The 17,536-nt window shown below is 48.4% G+C and carries 8 protein-coding genes; all 8 read right to left on the bottom strand.

The window, feature by feature from the left end; all coding sequences use genetic code 11:
* Window position 1: 1 nt before the first annotated feature.
* A complete protein-coding gene (locus FB479_RS04465) occupies window positions 2–763 on the bottom strand; it encodes a ParB N-terminal domain-containing protein (RefSeq protein WP_255438283.1) in 762 nt (253 codons plus the stop codon).
* Window positions 764–787: 24 nt separating this feature from the next.
* Window positions 788–1,756, bottom strand: coding sequence for a 2,3-diaminopropionate biosynthesis protein SbnB (gene sbnB / locus FB479_RS04460; RefSeq protein WP_142062754.1), 969 nt, complete (start codon window positions 1,754–1,756; stop codon window positions 788–790).
* A 46-nt stretch (window positions 1,757–1,802) separates the two neighbouring features.
* Window positions 1,803–2,771, bottom strand: coding sequence for a 2,3-diaminopropionate biosynthesis protein SbnA (sbnA, locus tag FB479_RS04455; protein ID WP_106656425.1), 969 nt, complete (start codon window positions 2,769–2,771; stop codon window positions 1,803–1,805).
* Between the two features lie 66 nt (window positions 2,772–2,837).
* Window positions 2,838–3,074 (bottom strand): acyl carrier protein, encoded by a 237-nt coding sequence (locus FB479_RS04450; protein ID WP_142062751.1) that lies wholly within the window; start codon window positions 3,072–3,074, stop codon window positions 2,838–2,840.
* A gap of 25 nt (window positions 3,075–3,099) precedes the next feature.
* Window positions 3,100–4,143: a BtrH N-terminal domain-containing protein gene (locus FB479_RS04445; protein WP_142062746.1), complete on the bottom strand. Its 1,044-nt coding sequence runs from the start codon at window positions 4,141–4,143 to the stop codon at window positions 3,100–3,102.
* A 43-nt stretch (window positions 4,144–4,186) separates the two neighbouring features.
* The gene (edeG, locus tag FB479_RS04440) at window positions 4,187–7,552 is read right to left on the bottom strand and encodes an edeine polyketide synthase EdeG (RefSeq protein WP_142062742.1); all 3,366 of its coding nucleotides are present in this window, start codon (window positions 7,550–7,552) and stop codon (window positions 4,187–4,189) included.
* Between the two features lie 40 nt (window positions 7,553–7,592).
* Entirely contained in the window at window positions 7,593–8,861 is a 1,269-nt protein-coding gene (gene fabD, locus FB479_RS04435) for an ACP S-malonyltransferase (protein ID WP_142062739.1), read from the bottom strand.
* A gap of 16 nt (window positions 8,862–8,877) precedes the next feature.
* Window positions 8,878–17,535 (bottom strand): edeine biosynthesis hybrid PKS-NRPS EdeI, encoded by an 8,658-nt coding sequence (gene edeI / locus FB479_RS04430; protein ID WP_142062735.1) that lies wholly within the window; start codon window positions 17,533–17,535, stop codon window positions 8,878–8,880.
* Between the last annotated feature and the right edge of the window lies 1 nt (window position 17,536).

Below are 17,536 nucleotides of genomic sequence, written 5' to 3'. Positions count from 1 at the left end.
ATTACGCATCGCACATATACACGGGTTTCGAGTAGAGGCGCAAGGTTTCTCTCCATTTTTTAACCAATCGCTCCCACTGTTCTTGCTCGATTTGTTCCTGCTTCAATAGGCTAATCGGGATACACAAGTTTAATAGGCGCCCGTCGATTTCAAAACGAGTAACACCCGCAGGCAAAACATGCCCTTCCGATACGATATGCTCCAATTCCGCCAGACTGATTGGTGGGAACCGTATCAAGGCGGCTCCTGTTTCCGGCCATTCGAGCATCCCTGTCGGCAGACGATGCACCGGGTGGCTATAGTTATAACTGTCCACTAATTGACGCCATAGCGTCATTCTCCACTCATCATCCTGCCGCTTCTCCTTTGGATACAGATAGAAGCGTTCCTTGTTCCCTATCTTCATTTCTGCCACAGGCGTTTCTCGTAAACGCTCTGTTTCCCACCGAAACACAGAATCCTGCTCCACTGATTGCAACCATGCAGCGACTGGCACAATATGATCCCACATATCCAAGTGAAAATTCTCATGCTCGACTACCTGTATGGGGATATGTTTGCACCCAAGCGCTTGAAGAGCAAAGGTCCGATGTGCGCCATCAATGATCAAATACTGGCCGTTTTGCATGAGAATCGCCAGTGGAGGATGGCGCAAAATCCCTTCCTCCTCAATGATCTGTCTAGTCTTGTGAAGTCGCTTGTTTTCATGTGACTCGTGCAAACAAATTCGAGATGACTCTACCAGTTTTAGATTTGCCAGCACATCGTACAAAATGGTAACCTCCAGTTAGTCTTGCAAGTGAGTTCCGATCCCCTGCGAGAGTGCTTGTTTGTAATAGTAGGCGGCAATGGCGATATCAAAAATCGCCATCCCCATCGGATTAAACATGATGGGCTCATCTTGTGGAAATTCTTTCATCTGGTCAAGGCAGACGATATCTGTGATGGATTTGGTATCTTCTTTTTGCAATCCTCTCTCCAGATGCATGATCTCGATGTCCGTATTCTCACGGCAAACTTCAGTCCAGTCGTCTACGATAATAGAGCGGGTATAGTCGAGAATTTTTGGTGTAAAATCGCGTAACGATACATTTAACAACAAGGACTGACGTTTTGGTTGCTTGTCAATAAAACCATGCGGTGATACCGTGCACGTAATGAACACATCTGCCTCGCAATATGCTTCTTCCCACGTTTGCGCGATAACCGTTTTCTCTTTTATCTCCACCGGAATATGCTCCTGCTGGATACCCGCAATGTCATAGAGAACCACCTTGGCGATCTTCTCTCCTAACATGGCCGTTACCATTTGCAGATGAAGTCTGCCAATCGGACCAAATCCGATAATTCCGACCGTTACATTTTGCAGGGGACGTACTTGTTCGTAATGCTTGAGAAGAAGACCGGAAACAGAAGCAGTTCGAATACCGCTGACCAGGGCCGTATTAATCGTTGCCACAGGCTTACCCGTTCTGGCTTCGTTCAGGATGGTAATCGAATGCGCGCGTTGGATACCCTCTTGAAGGTTTTTCGGGAAACTGGCAATCCACTTGATTCCCGCCATGTAGGTATCTCCGCCTACAAATGCTGGCATGGCAATAATGCGGTTTGACATGTCATGATACCGCAAGTAAGGTTTAATCGGCTGTGCATAATCTTCCTTTTTTAAGGAATGCACAGCATGTTCAATGACATCAATGGTTTCCTTCCAATTCTTGCCGACCTTTTCAATATCACTCGTGTTTAGATATAACAACGTGCATCCCACCCTGCTTATCGTAGTAGATTTGATTGAAGACTTCTTAATTGCCAACGAAAGAATGCTTTTGCTGGTGCAACCACTGAACCCATTCCTGGTTGTATACGGTATTGACATATGGCATACCACCGTCTGGGCATAAAAAGACAACGTTTGGCTTGACTACATGCTTTTGATCTTTGAAATAGTTTTCAACCGCCCAGTAGGAAGTCCCGGAAGATCCTCCAGCAAAAATGCCATGCTCAGCATACAGCTGATAGCAAGCCTTGACTGTGTCCTCCTCCGAAACATGAACGACTTCATCAATAATCGCGTGCTTGAGTATGTCAGGCCGCATGCTCGATCCAATTCCCGGGATGTATCGTTTTTGTGGTTCTTGTCCAAAAATCACCGATCCTACCGTATCGACTGCAATGATTTTTATGTCTGGAAATCGTTCTTTCAATCGCTGCGAAATTCCAGTAATCGTGCCGCCAGAGCTAACGCCGATAAACGCATAGTCCAATGTCTCGAAGCTGTCTGCGATCTCGGCTCCCAGTCCGAAGTAATGGGATCGAGCGCTGTCCGGATTTCCGTATTGGTTGGTCCAAAACGAGTTATTCGTCTCGTTCAGCAGGCGATTGACCGTTTGAATACGCGTTAGGAGAAATCCTCCTGTCTCGTCTCGATCCGTTACTTTTACGACCTCATGGGAAATTACCCTGAGTAAATTCTCATAGACGGGATTGATGTTTGGATCAATGACTGGAATAAATTTAATTCCGATTCGCTTGCACAAAGTCGCCAAAGCGATAGCAAAATTTCCCGAAGAAGACTCGATTACGGTAGTTTCCTGCGTGATCTCTCCTCTTTTGATCGCCTCCTGTAAAATGTAAAAGGCCGGCCTCACTTTTACACTTCCCATGAGGTTGTTGTATTCCAGCTTGCACGACAGATTGATGTGCTCATGCTCCAGTTTGATTAAAGGCGTATTGCCAATCATGTGACTTATGGCCATCATTTTCGTTAGCATATTGAGCCCTCACTCCCGATTTTTCCCGTCTTTTTCCGATCGACCGAATATATTTTGGCCCTTGGATCAGGCAGATTTTGCATCCATTTTTTGCTGGATGTAACCGGCCAACGTTTTCATATCTTGAAAGTTTTCCAAATGGAGCATGTCATCATCGAATTCAATGCCAAACTCTTTTTCAACCTTTACGACCGACTTGATAAAGGTCAATGAATCAATGTACTCCGTAAGTTCTCCGCTTTCGTTCACGTACTCAGAAAACAACTGTAGGAGCGTCTCGTATACTTCGTTTTCCCTTTCCATAGGAGTCCCTCCAAGTGGTAGATGCTTACACAACAACGCCAACCCGTTCCAGTATTTCTCTTGTTTTGGCGACCGCCTCAAATTCCTGGGCTTTTATGGTCATGACTTTTTGCAGAACGCGATGAACCATGTCACTCCGATTACTGTCAAAAGCCTTAAGAATCATATTGGTCGTAATTTTCCATTGATGTCCGATATTGCGATACAACTCGGCAAGATCTGCAAAGTTTTCGTACTTCTCACTGATCGCCTTCAGGACGTTGGCATACATCGCTCGTGTTTGCGCCATGCTGATCAAACTGTGGTTAAGGATATCGAGATGATCGTCTGTAATCTCCACTCCACTAACAAGAAAAGCCTCTACGTCTTTGAGAAAAGGATCAAGGGATTTCAGCCCTATCTCGACGTTGACATCGTCAGGTACATCCAACTCCCGCTTGATTTGACTTGTATCGCAACGCCCCTCTAGTACGCTGAGATTACTCCTGACAGCTTCTAGCAACTGATCGGGCGTCGGATGCTGGGAATCTGAAAGTACCAATTCAAATGAACGATTGTGGAGTGGATACCATTCGCCTGTACCTGCATCGCGATAGGAAGAGTTGCTCGCCAATAAAAATTGCTCAATGGGCAACAGACCTTTGTAGCGGTAGTAATCATCGACGATCAGAAGCTGGTTGCCTTCTCTTCCTGTGACAATGATGCTATGCATTTCAGGCAGGTCCTGATAATAAGGGTTGTACGGAAGTTCTGCCATATTGCAGAGGACGATTGTCGGCACCCCCCGTTCCAATTGCTCTTGAATATTTGCCAAAAACAGGTCGTCTTCCGGTTCGGCCTGCCCTTCCACGCGGATATTGTGAATCCACGTAAGCTCAGCGACTGTTCTCATGTATTGACCGTTTACATCTCCATAAGGAGCATCGTGCGTTTTCAGATAGATGGCACCGCACTGCTTCCAAGCTGTTTCCAAGGCGGAAAAGTTCAGGTATTTCAGAACCGTGTAGATAGAAGCGCCGATGCAATCCAGGTTCGGATGCTTGCTCGGTTGAATCTCGGTGAGTGACATGAGCACTCTCCTTCCTGTCTATCGTAATGGTATACACATGCGACTATCGGATATCCGCATCACGTTCTCGCAAGGCAAATACTCGTTGCAGAAATTGACCAGTGAGTGACCTCAACTTATCGGCAGAAGCTTCTATATCGGATCGCTTCAACATTTTTTCTTTGTATAAGCTAAGGGCATAGCGATTCACCACGTTGTTGGATGTCTGCAAAATCTCCTCTGCCAGTTCGCGTATAGACTGATCCGCCTGTGGAATGTACCAGTCCAATAATGTTTCTATCCACAGTTCTTTCCCGCCTAATTGAACGTAGAGCTCGTTTAGGTTTTCTTCATGAAAATAGGTGTCTGGCTGCTCCGTAAGCGACAGCAACAGCGCAAGCTCACGGCCAACTTGCTGTTTACTCTCGACCGCTTTTAGTAAACGCAGCAACTCCTGTTCCGCGCTGGCACGCAAGATTGCTTCGTCATCTGTAACCCGATCGAGCACCATGATCAGCCGGGAATGCGGCTCTACATTTGCATAAATCTCCTCAAGCGTTTGGTACGTTGTGGAAAATTTATCGTACTGGATTCGTTGAGCTTGCCCGCGAGTCAAATGATTGTGATTGATGATCGTATAAACCTGCTTGTCATGGTCATAACCAGTGATGACGGTGAGATGATCGGTATGCTCCTTCTGGTATTGCGGCGTGTAAAAGGTGTAATACTCGTCAAACGCAACCATTACTGGCTTGCCTTGATCCAACTGGTGAATGATCGACTCATGCAATTCATCCAGACGAGCGACCGGCACGAGCTTGACCCGATAGCCAAATTTGTATAGCATCTCCTCATCTGACAAATATCCCATAACCTCCGCATGCTCCCGATACGAATAGGGGTACCCCTCAGCATCTAGCTGATAGCCGCGCTTCAACCCAAGAAAAAGCTTGAAATACGGTATCAGATGGGCATCCTGCTCCTCCATTAATAAAGCGAGACCGCGATCATAACAATTCCATTGACGCCAGGACAAATGACTGACATCGGCATACGAGCTGCGTTTGATTTGCGTACCATGCAATGAATTTGTGCTTCGTTGTTGAACAGCTTGGACTGCAGTAGCAGCTGCCTCGTCTTTCGCAACCTGTTCAACTTCATGCCCAGCCGCATCAAGATAGGCAGCAAAATCGGAAATCGTCAAATGGGTAAGCAGGTCTTGTACTTCTACTTCTCGGTTCATCCGCTTTGAGATTTCGCTGATCATTTTAATCGCGATGATCGAGTCCCCGCCCAGATCGTAAAAATTGTCATGGATATCTACTTCTTCAAGCCCCAGAACATATCCCCAAATGTGAGCCAGCTCTTGCTCTAATATGCTGTAGGTATCATGTTTTCTCCCACGTATCACCACGTTTGGCAGCTTCGCTTCTCTAGATTTTTGCGGTGCAACATTGCCTTTTTCTCTCCCGGCATCCTTGTCAGGAGAATGAAGAGAAGAGATGTCCAGCCAACAACGCTTCCGCTCAAACGGATAGACAGGGAGGTGTACACGGCGCGGCTTTTTAAACGTATACATGACAGTCCAGCGTACATCTGCCCCGCTCACATACAATTCGCCGAGCTCTTTCAGATCAGACAGCTCTTTGCTTTGTGCCAATAAAAGCTTTTGCAAAAGTGCATTAGCCGCCTTATTCCTCGCTTGTTGTTCTGCCTCAGTCAGTATCCCGGGCTCTCTATCGGCTTTTTCCTGTGAGATAACCTTGTGCCAACCAAAGAAAATATCTGGTTCGGAAAGTGTTGTCCAGTCGCTCGCGCACAACTTGGAGATTTTTGCGGCAAAATCATCCATGTCCCTGCAAATAAGCAGCAAACGGTAGCCGTAGTGACTACGGCCCGTATTTGCCGTAAAGCTAAGACTTTCCAATGTCGGCAGTTCCTCCATAGGCTTGCTGGTCCACTTCTGAAAACGGAGCAACAGGTTGAGCAAGCTCTCCTTGCTTTTAGCGGATAAAGCGATAGCCTGAAATCCTTCGTCTTGCTTGGGAGGCTGTACGAATGGTGCTTCCTCTACGACGAGGTGAACATTGGTTCCACTCATCCCAAACGAACTGATTCCAGCCCGTCGCACGCTTTTCTCTGGTTCCCACTCTGTCAATGTGTCATGGATGTAAATGGGAGATTGTTCAAAAGGAATCATCCGATTCGCGCGCTGAAAGTGCAAATGCGGAGGTATCTGCTTTTGTTTAAGAGACAGGATCACCTTGAAAAGACCAGCCATACCCGCTACGTGATCGGTGTGACCGATGTTCGTCTTTACGGAGCCTATCCCGCAAAATTGGCGACGGTTTGTGTATGGGCGAAACGCTCTCTCAAGCCCGTCCATCTCCATAGGATCACCAAGCTTGGTTCCTATGCTGTGTACCTCAATATAGGAAAGCGTTTCGGGATCAATCTGCGCATCTTTCCATGCCTGCTGAATCACTTCGGCTTGTGCCATTGAATTTGGCGCCGTTAGCCCGAAAGAATGGCCGTCTTGATTGGCGGCACTTCCCTTGATTACGGCATAAATCGAATCCCCGTCTGCAAGAGCCTTTGTCAACGGTTTCAGCAAAACAGCGCCAACGCCTTCACCGACACCCGTACCGTCTGAATCATTGTCAAACGGTCGAGTACGCCCAGATTGCGATAATATTCCCAAATCATTGCTTCCATCTTGTAAGGACAGCAAGATGAGCTTGACACCACCGGCCAGCGCCATCTCACATTCTCCTCGACGAATCGCTTGGCATGCCAGATGAACAGCCATCAGAGACGAGGAGCAGGACGTATCCACAAGCATGCTTGGACCTTTGAGATCCAACAGGTAGGAGATGCGAGAAGCGATCACCGATTTCATATTGCCAATGATTGAGGTGGACAGCGCATCTGGTTCCAGTTCGCGAATCATTCGTCTATACTCTTCACCAAAATCACTGCTAAACCCCAGATATACTCCCGTACGACTGCCTGCGAGCATCGTTCCACCATATCCGGCGTCCTCAATCGCCTCCCAGCATGTCAGCAGAAATAAGCGCTGGTTCGGGTCCATCTGGCTGGCTTCCTTAGGAGAAAGACCGAAGAATTGCGGATCGAATTTATCAATTTCATTCAGGTAGGCTGCTTCTCGAAATTGAATTTGCTCCATCGTCAACCCTTTGGCGAGTAACAATGGAATCAAATCGTTCTGGCGCTCTTTGGGAAGCTCTCTCACACAATCTTGACCAGCTTGCAACAGACGCCAAAAGTCTGCCGGGTTTTCTGCGCTTCCGAATCGGCAAGCAGCACCAATCACCGCAATATCGTGTTGATTGGGTTTGCTGTCTGTTGAATGAGCATCCGTCTGCTGTTTATTCAGTTTGACTCGGTTCAGTCCTAATGGCTTGCTCACTGCGTTCTTCCTCCTTGGGTCCTCTGCTCCCTGATTCGGCTTAGCTTGCTTGCCATTCGTTGCCGATCTCAGGAAATCGCTGTTGCAAGTCCGGTTTGCTGGTCAGCTGTTCAAAGCGCATGGCTTGTTCCGCGTCAGGAGCTTTTTTTGTTTGCAAGATCAGACGAAGCAGAGAAAAAGCTTCCTGTACATCCCCATAGCCCCCCTCTTTTTCTTCTTGTTCCAGCTGTTGCCTCAGTTGTTGTAGCGCTTGATAGGGAGCGATTACTCCTTGCTGGTACACTTCTTCATCGAGACCGCGGTTTTTGGTGCAAACGGCAATCGCAATGCAAGAATCGACCAGTTGGGCAATCGCTGCTTGATTACGCTTTTTGGCATCCTGAAGCTCTTGCTGATAACGATTGATCTCCCCCTGCTTGTCAAAAGCAAAGGCACGAACGGGATATCCTTTGGCCAAATTTGTCAGTACATTTTTCGGACCGAGCTCAATTACCGTATTCGCTCCCTGTTTTACCAAGTAATCCATCGCCGATTGCCAGCGAACTGGGCTGGTTGTCTGGGCTGTGAGTAAATCGACCAGTTGATTAGCATGGACATAAGGTTGTGCAGTCACATTGGAAATCACAGGCCATTTGGGATCGCAGTACGTGTATCGCTTCAGTTCTTCATGTAATTGTTCGGCGGCTTGCACCATGAGTGGCGAATGGAAAGGCGCACTCACCTTAAGGCTGACAACCGAAGTCGAGCCATGCTGCTTGCACGCTTCTTCTACTTGCCGCACCGCATGTGCATGACCGGAGATGACGATCTGATCAGCGGAGTTATGGTTGGCGACCACAACGATTGCATCGTCACGAGAATGTTCCCGACAAATCTCCTCGACAAGTTGAGCATTCAACCCGAAGATTGCTGACATGGCTCCGACACCCTGCGGCGTGGCCGCCTGCATGAACTGACCTCGGCGATAGACAAGGCGGACGGCATCTGCAAACTGGATGGCACCGGCACAAGTCAGGGCCGTAAACTCGCCCAGACTGTGACCAGCCACCCACTTCGGTTCGATGTTCATTTCCTGTGAATAAACGCGGAAGGCTGCGACACTTGCCGTCAGGATTGCTGGCTGTGCGTGCTCTGTTTTGGTCAGTTCTTGTACATCCCCTGCAAAACAAAGGGTTTGCAGGTTAAATCCAAGCGCATCACTTGCTTCTTCAAAGGTGCGAGCCGCAATGGGATGGGCCTCACATAATGCTTGGCCCATTCCAACATATTGCGAACCTTGTCCCGGGAATAAAAGTGCGATTTTGTCCATTTTTGATCACCCTTCTCTACGTCATGTATTCATTCACTAGCATCCTGAGCAATTGCTGGTAATCCTGCGTCATCTCCGTGACTTTTTCTGCCCGCAGGCAATCCGGGTCGAATGCACACACGATATCAATCACGTCTTTTCCTTCCTTGATCCAGAAGGTAAGCTCATGTTCATGGTGTGTGAACGATGCATCGGTAAACTCATGGACACTGCCGAAGAATGGAATAATGGTTCCGCCGTTGCGATCCGTTCGCAATTTTTGGAGCCACAACGAGGCCTCCCCCGTCATTTTCTCGATGAAATGTCGTTTCTGCTGCACCTGTTTGAATAGATCGAAGAAGGTGTTGACCTCCGACATGTTCACCCGGAATGGATAAGCCTTCATCTGCAGTTCCTTGGCGACAGCCACTTCCATATAAAGATCCTGCTGTCCTGTCAATTCGGCCATGAGGTATAGATACATCGAAAGCAGAACGTCTCTAACCTCAACTGCCTCCATTTGACTTACTTGCTGCACATTTTCAAACAGATCACCAGTAAGTGAGAATTGGACCCAGTTTGTGTCCACACTCGCTTCTCCATTAGTCCAATACTGAGGTGGCAACTCTATCAGCGAGACACGATCTAGCTCCTTCAACCAATAAGTGGTCGTATCGGTTTCCTCTTGTTCATCTGTTACATCTAAAGCGGTGTTCTTCAAAAAGTTGGTTAGGCCAAACAGCGTAGGATGAGCGAACAAATCGGCAATTCGAACCCGTCCTGGGTAAAGCTGTTCAAGCTTGGCATGAACTTGCACCAGTAAAAGCGAAGTACCGCCTATTTGGAAAAAGTTATCCTGCATACCCACCATTTCACGTTTAAGCACTCCCCGCCAAATGTCAGCCACCTGTTCTTCCAGTCTGGTAGCCGGGGCTTGATATTCGGTGTGCTTGTCTTGCAGCGCATCAGGCTCTGGCAATGATTTGCGATCCAGTTTTCCGTTTGGCGTCAGCGGCCATATACTCATATGCGTATAGAAATGCGGAATCATGTAATCGGGTAAGCTTTTGCTCAGCATGGCTCGCAATTCATCACTGTCCAACGTTTGCTTTGCCATATAGTACGCAGACAGGTAAGGATTGCTGGCGGTATCTCGCACACTGACCACCGCTTCCGTAATATCCGGATGCTGACAAAGGGCACTTTCAATTTCCCCCAATTCGATCCGATAACCGCGTACTTTGCACTGAAAGTCGGATCGTCCCACATATTCAATACGCCCATCCGGCAGCCATCTTGCGAGATCACCTGTTTTGTACATGCGTTGACCAGGTTTAAATGGATGAGGGATATAGCGCTCAGCCGTCAGCGTCGGCTGACCGAAGTAGCCTCTCGTTACTGCATCCCCTGCAATGTAAAGATCGCCAGTGATCTTCATCGGCTGCACTTGCAGATGCTCATCGAGGATGTAGACTTGTGTATTGGGCAAAGGTTCGCCAATCGTTACTTCCTCTGCGTCAGTCAAGTCCTGAACCGTAGACCAAATGGTTGTTTCAGTCGGACCGTACAGATTGTAAAGTCTCGCCTTGGTCTGTGTACGAAGCCGTTGGAACAAAGACGCTGAAAGGGCTTCTCCCCCAATCAGGATTGCTTTCAGGCAGTCAAGTGCGTGCAAGTTGCTCTTCTCTTCCAGCATGAGCTGTAGACGGGATGGAGTCAGTTGAAGGAAAGTGATTTCTTCCTGCAAAATCAACTCCTTAAGCACCTGCGGATCAGCTTGCTGCTGTTCGGTTGCAATGACCACTGTCATCCCTTTCGTCAGCGGTACAATCGTTTCAAGCAGAAAAATATCAAACGAAATCGTCGTCACAGCCAGCATTTTGTCTGCGCTGGTAAAGTCGATGTGTTTCCCGATTCCCGAACAGAAGCTCATCAAATTGCCGTGCTCAACCATAACGCCTTTAGGCTTGCCAGTAGAACCCGATGTGTAAATGACATAAGCGAGATCGCCAGTTGTAGCCTGTGGCGGAAGATTTGAGTCGTCTTCCGTCTCCATCCGGGAATCGTTTACGTCCAGTCGGACAACACTTCCCCACTGCTTCTCTGCCAGAGAATCATGGGTTAAGACGAGGCGAGTCATGCTGTTTTCCAAAACATAGGAGATACGCTCTTCTGGGTAGTGCGGATCAATCGGAACAAACGCAGCCCCTGCCTTCAAGATCGCCAAGAGTCCAACCATCATATCCACAGAACGATTCGTCAGAAGGCCCACGCAAGTATCAGCAGTGACGCCGTGTTGCTTGATCAAACGAGCTACTTGGTTTGCTCGCTGATTTAAGTCCGAATAGGTGACTTTCTCTTCTCCGCATGTTACAGCTAACGCGTTCGGCTGTGTTGCCGCTACTTCTTCAAAGAGCTGGACGACTGTTTTTTCACGAGAGTATTCCAAACTCGTGTCATTCCATTGCTCAACCAGCAGCAAGCGTTCTTCTGCTGCCAGCATGGACATCTTGCCGATCAACCGTTCAGGATCTTCCACCATCTGCTCCAGAATCTTCTGGAAGTGTGTGGACATCGCCGTGATCGTCTCTTTGCTGAACAGCTTGTTGCTGTATTCGATATCGACAATCAGGCGCTGTTCTCGCTCAATGATGTCAAAGGTCAGATCAAACTGGGCAGAACGCTGTTCAAATGGATAAGGAGAGAGTGTCAGCCCATTTGCACTCATGCTTCCCTTCGCGTCGCCGGTATTTTGCAAAATGAACATCACATCAAACAGCGGGTTGCGCGCCGTATCTTTTGGCAGCGTCAGTCGATCCACCAGCATTTCGAACGGATAGTCGGCATGAGAGAGCGCCGCCAGTGCCCGTTCTTTTACTTCCTGAAGGAAATCGGCCACGGTTCGATCGCTTCGCGGGAAGTTTCTCATCGCCAGTGTGTTCAGAAAGACACCCACGATGTTTTCCAGGTCTGCATGATGACGGCCAGCCACTGGCGATCCAATGATAATGTCTTCTTCGCCAGCGTATTTCGACAGCATAATGGTGAGTGCTCCCAGTAGCGTCATGTACAAGGTTGAACCATTGTTTTTTGCCAGTGCCAATATCTTCTCTGTCATCTCTTGAGGAATCTCAAAGGTCAGGACATCTCCCTCGAAGCTCTGAACGGACGGTCGAGGGTGGTCCGTAGGCAGATTAAGCACAGGGACTTCTCCATCCAGCTCTTTTAGCCAGAATTTCTCCTGAGCGGCCAATACCCCATTGCCCAGCTGCTCTGCTTGCCACACACTGTAGTCTTTATATTGAATCCGCAGCTCGGGCAACTCTAGTCCCTGATACAACTGGAAGAACTCGCGGATCAAAATGTTGATGGACACACCGTCGGAAATAATGTGATGCATGTCAAACAGCAACAAGTGTTTGTTGACATCAACGCGAATGAGCATACCGCGAACAAGCGGCGCTTTTGACAAATCGAATGGTTGAATGAATTGTTCGACCGTTCTCTTGGCCTCGTTCTCATCGACTTCACTATACGCCAGCGTAAACTCTACGCTCGGCTGAACGGTTTGCATCAAAACTCCATCCACGATGGAAAATGAGGTGCGCAATGACTCATGACGCTGCACCAGCGAGACAAATGCACGTTCGAAAGCCTCTCTGTCCAGTTCTCCTTCAAGCATCATGACTGTTGGGATGTTGTAGGCAACTGCCCCTTCCTGCATTTGTTCCAGCACATAAATTCTCTGCTGAGACGAGGTGGCGGGGTAAGCTTCACGATGCTCTGCTACAGGAATCGCGGACACAGTTGTTTCTTCATTCGGAGCCATCAACACAGCCAATTGACGGATTGTCGGTGTCTGAAACAGATCAGTGATCGTAATCTCTTTTTGCAACTGCTTGGTGACACGGGAAACGATACCAATTGCCAAAAGAGAATCGCCACCCAGCCTGAAAAAGTCGTCGTCGATGCTTAATTCGGTGTAACCCAGCACTTCGGACCAAATCTGACCTAAGGCTTGTTCCAACGAAGTGTAGGGATCGCCTTCCTCCCTGCCAGACAAAGCAACACGGTTTTGCATGGTCACTGCGGGTGGTGCTTCGCGTTCTTTGTGAGTTTTCACGCTTGCAAAGATCGTGTCTCCGAGCTTTACTTTCAGAGACGGTGCCCATTCCTTCAGCACTTGCAAATCAAATTGTCCAATGATCAGGTGCTCCGTTTGGCAAGACAGCGATGCATGAAAGGCTTGTATCGCTCCATCTATTGGCATGTAACCGATAAAACCAGGACCTGTTATGCCTTCAAACGCGTACCAGTTCAAAGCTATCGTCGGTTTTCCCGTTCGACTGCGAGCTGCACTATACGCATCCAGGAAGCAGTTGGACGAGACATAGTCACTTCCGGTCGCTCCACCCCAAATCGAAGCAAGTGATGAGAAGATCACAAAGAAATCCAGATGCTCTGATTCAGCTATTTGATCGAGTATGACTGTGCCCGCCATCTTCGCTTTCAAGCCATTTTGAAAATCGGAAAACGTCTTCGTCTGAATCGTCTCGAAGGTGATATGCGCCGCGGATTGGATAATGCCGTTAATCGGTCCATAGCGTGCTCGGACTTGCTCCGAAATATCCTCCATCTGCTGACGGTCGGACACGTCGGCTGCATAGCAGACTACCTGCGCTCCCATTTCCTCTAGCTCAATCAGCGCTCTTAGCTTTCGAGCCTCAGAAGCACTGCAGTCTGGATGCTGTAAACGTTCTTGCCACTCGTGGTTAGGTGGAAGTGGAGAACGATTAATCAGCACAAGCGTCACATTTTTTTGAGCGGCTAGATGCTTACTAAATGCCAGACCCAGTTTTCCTGTCCCTCCGGCGATCAAGTACACACCATTTTCACGTATCTCTACGGGCCTTTTCGGAATTTTATCGATATCGCAGCGATTCATTTCTGGTACGATGCGATTTCCTCTATAGGCAACCAATGTGTCATCCCGATTGCAGCGAATTTCCGCTAGAAGCTGGCCTGCTAACTGCGATGTTGAACGCCCCTCTGTTGCGAGATCCAGGCTAAAGCACTGCAGTTTTGGATTTTCCTGCGAGATAACCTTGGCCAGACCGAACAAGGGCGCTTTTTCTGGATAAACAGGACCGTTGTCATCTACTGCTTGTGCGTAGTTCGAGACAATCCGTAAATCAAGCACCTGCTTCAGATCCAGCTCAAGCAACGCTTGTGTCAAATGAAACAGACTGTAAACTCCCAGATGTTGCGCTGACTCAAGAGCTTCAAGCTGTCCGAGGCCATTCGGCTGCTGGGCACCTGAGGTCAAGCTCCATAAATGGATAATCCCAGTCAGCTTTTCCATTTTGTCTCCAAGTCTCTCGAACACACGCCGCAGATCTTCTGGCTGGCTGGGATCTAGGATAAACTCGTGGGAAGAAACGGAGGCAAAAGCCTCACCGCTGCGAAGTCTGAACACTTCATGTCCTTCCGATGACATCGCGTCAGCCAGCGTTTCTCCTACACTTCCTTTATCTTGAAACACTAACCAGATCCCTGGACGCTGGGTCTGATGGTTGGTTGTCAGCTCTTTCGTTTGCCAATTGATCTGGTAGAGCCACTCTCGATACTCTTGTGGCGTATACGCTGAGTGTCCGACCAATAACGCCGAATCAGACAAATCAAGCAGCTCTGTTGACGACGGATAAATGGCAATCGATTGATAGTTCGTATCCCGAAGCGCCTTTTCCCAACGTGAGGCATCCATCAGTCTGGCTTGCTGTCGCAGATCGGTGTCTTCGTACTGCCACCAGTCTTCGGCAAGCCCCCCGATCACATTTGCCGTTGAACGATTTTTCACGAGCTCGATCGCAAACAGCACACCTTGCTCTGCAAGCAACTGATGCAAAATCGATAAGGATGCCCGCACATCCCTGGCCCTGTGAATCGCGTTATTTGCGATGATCACATCGTATGCGTGTAAATCGAAGCCTTGTTCGGCTGGGGACTGCTCCATGTTGAACAGGCGGAACTGCGCAAACGGGTACACTTCTTGGAACTCTTTTTCTGCCTCTGCGAGAGACGATTGCGCACAATCCGTAAACAGATAGGTGACATCTTGTTTCTCAATCTTTGGCAGCAATAAGCGAGTCAGACTGCTGGAACCGCCTCCGAGCTCCAGAATGCGAACAGGACGGTCAAACGAATGGATGTATTGGGCAATTGTTTCCACTGCCATCAGTCCAGAAGGGTTTCCAAGAGTAATGCGATCCGCATACGACTTATATAAGTCAGAAGTACCGTCGTTCGACACGAGTACGTTCTGCCCCGTCATGATGGTTGCGTATTGGGCAAAACAAGCTTTCAATTGAGAGAACGTATCTCGCTCATTCGGATAGCGATCCAGACAATCCTGATAAAACGCTTCCGTATCAAGACCCTCTGCCTGTGCAGATAGACGGTATGTTCCTTCAACGTGTTCAACCAGAGAGGCCTTAACGACAAGTTCAAGCATGAATTGGAAGAGGTGTTCATTTCTTCCATCAAACCTTACAGCTTCACGCAATTTTCCCAGCGTATACGTTTGATCCTGCTTGCGGAACACACCTAGTTGCTTGAAGCATTCAAGCGATGACAAGCCGGAATAAAAAGTCTCATCCTCTTCCAAACCCGTTTGCTTTTTGACATTCACCTGATTCAGTAGCGTTTCCCCAAAAGTAAAGAAGGTAGAAGCAATTTTATGAACATCAGCTGTCTCGTTCTCATGAGCCGCCTCAGATGCTACAGCAGCGGACCGCTCAACCGTGTCGTTAGTTGGTTGATCCGATTGCACCCAGTGACGGGTTTTGGCAAAGGAATAGGTTGGCAAAGGTACCTTTTTCCATTTGACAGGACGGTAGTATTCAAGCCAATTGATAGGCACCCCTCGTACGTACTGTTTTGCCATTTCTACTGGGTCTGAGCTGTCTATTTGCACGCTGATCGGCAATGAACTTTCCCCACGTGAATTCAGTACCCCGTAGAACACCTGGTTCCCATCAACAAACGGAGCACCGTCCTCCGTCCGTTCTGCCGTGCACAGGCGATGGACCTTCTGCAAAAAGTCCTCTTTGCTGTTGACAATGAAGGCAAGGCGATACCCATAGTGTCCGCGCCCAACATTGGCAGTAGCGCACATATCAAGTAGGGAATGCTCAGAAGGCCCTGATAAAAATGCTTGGTATTTCTCGAGCATATCCCAGAGCGACTCACTTGTTTTGGCAGATAACGTAATGAGGTAGTCGCCAGATTCTGAAACGGCTGTCTCCTCGCGCCCAGGAGGCTCTTCCAAGATGACGTGGGCGTTTGTCCCGCTCAGGCCGAATGCACTTACGCCAGCTCTCCTCACAGGTTGGTCCGCCTCAACATCCCAATCCTTAAGGACATCATTTATATAAACAGGCGAATCGATAAAAGGAATTAAGGTATTCGGCCGTTTTACATGCAGCGTTGGCGGAATCTGACGATGCTTCATCATCAGAACCGTCTTAATGATCCCAGCCACACCTGATGCCGCAATCGTGTGCCCGATATTACTTTTGACCGAGCCTATTGCGCAAAATTGCTTACGTTTTGAAACTTTCTGAAAGGCATGCATGATCCCCTCAATTTCAACAGGGTCGCCTAATCTTGTCCCCGTCCCATGTGCCTCAATATAGGAGATGCTCTCTGGATTGATTCGCGCTCTCTCCCACGTTGTTCGCAACAAAGCAGACTGAGAAATCGCATTGGGCGCTGTAATACTGGTAGAACGACCATCACAATTGACCGCAGTGCTTTTGATCACCGCATGGATATAATCGTTGTCCTTGACTGCTTGATCGTATGACTTCAAAAGAACAGCGCCAAGACCTTCTCCCCATACTGTTCCATCAGCAAAGTCATCAAATGCCTTGGTTTTGCGTTCTACAGAAACGATGCCAAAGTCTGTATCTTGTTGAATCGGAAACAGGGAAAGGTTAACTCCGCCTACGAGAGCCATTCGACAATCGTTGTTTCCAATGGCCTGACATGCTTGGTGCAGAGCGACCAAGGAGGAAGAGCAAGATGTATTAATCAGTTGGCTCGGACCTGACAGATTCAGCAAATAGGAAATTCGTGAAGCGATAATTGCTGCAACGTTGCCAGCAAGCGAGGACGAATCAACGTTTTTCAGCACACGCTGGTATTGTGATTCATTGTCACAATATCCCAGAAATACGCCTGTAGGAGAACCGCTGATCATCTTCTCGCTATACCCGGCATGTTCAAATGTTTCCCATGCCAACTCGAGAAACATCCGCTGATAAGGGTCCATGGTTCGAGCCTCTGCAGGTGATATCTCGAAAAACGCATGGTCAAATAAATCCACGTGATCGAGATAACCCATCCGCTCATACTTAAAATCTGTGTCGTTAAAAAATTCTCTCGCTACCCTCTCGACATCTGGACGCCTTGCAGTAGGAATATCACCGATTGAATCGTGTCCCTGCTTCAAATTGTTCCAGTATTCTTCGAGGCTGCTGGCTCCGGGAAAACGACAAGCCATACCGATGATCGCGATATCTTGGCGTGTATTTACGTTGGCAGAGGACAGTTCCTTCAGCAAAGGGAGTGCTTCCTTCTCTTGCAGTCGATGAGCTGCCACTTGCTCCAAGATGTATTTTTTTAGCAAACTCATC

Source organism: Brevibacillus sp. AG162 (assembly GCF_006715575.1).
GTDB lineage: Bacteria > Bacillota > Bacilli > Brevibacillales > Brevibacillaceae > Brevibacillus > Brevibacillus brevis.
The sequence above is the reverse complement of the archived record's forward strand: the minus strand, read 5'-3'. Positions and strand labels throughout refer to the sequence as shown.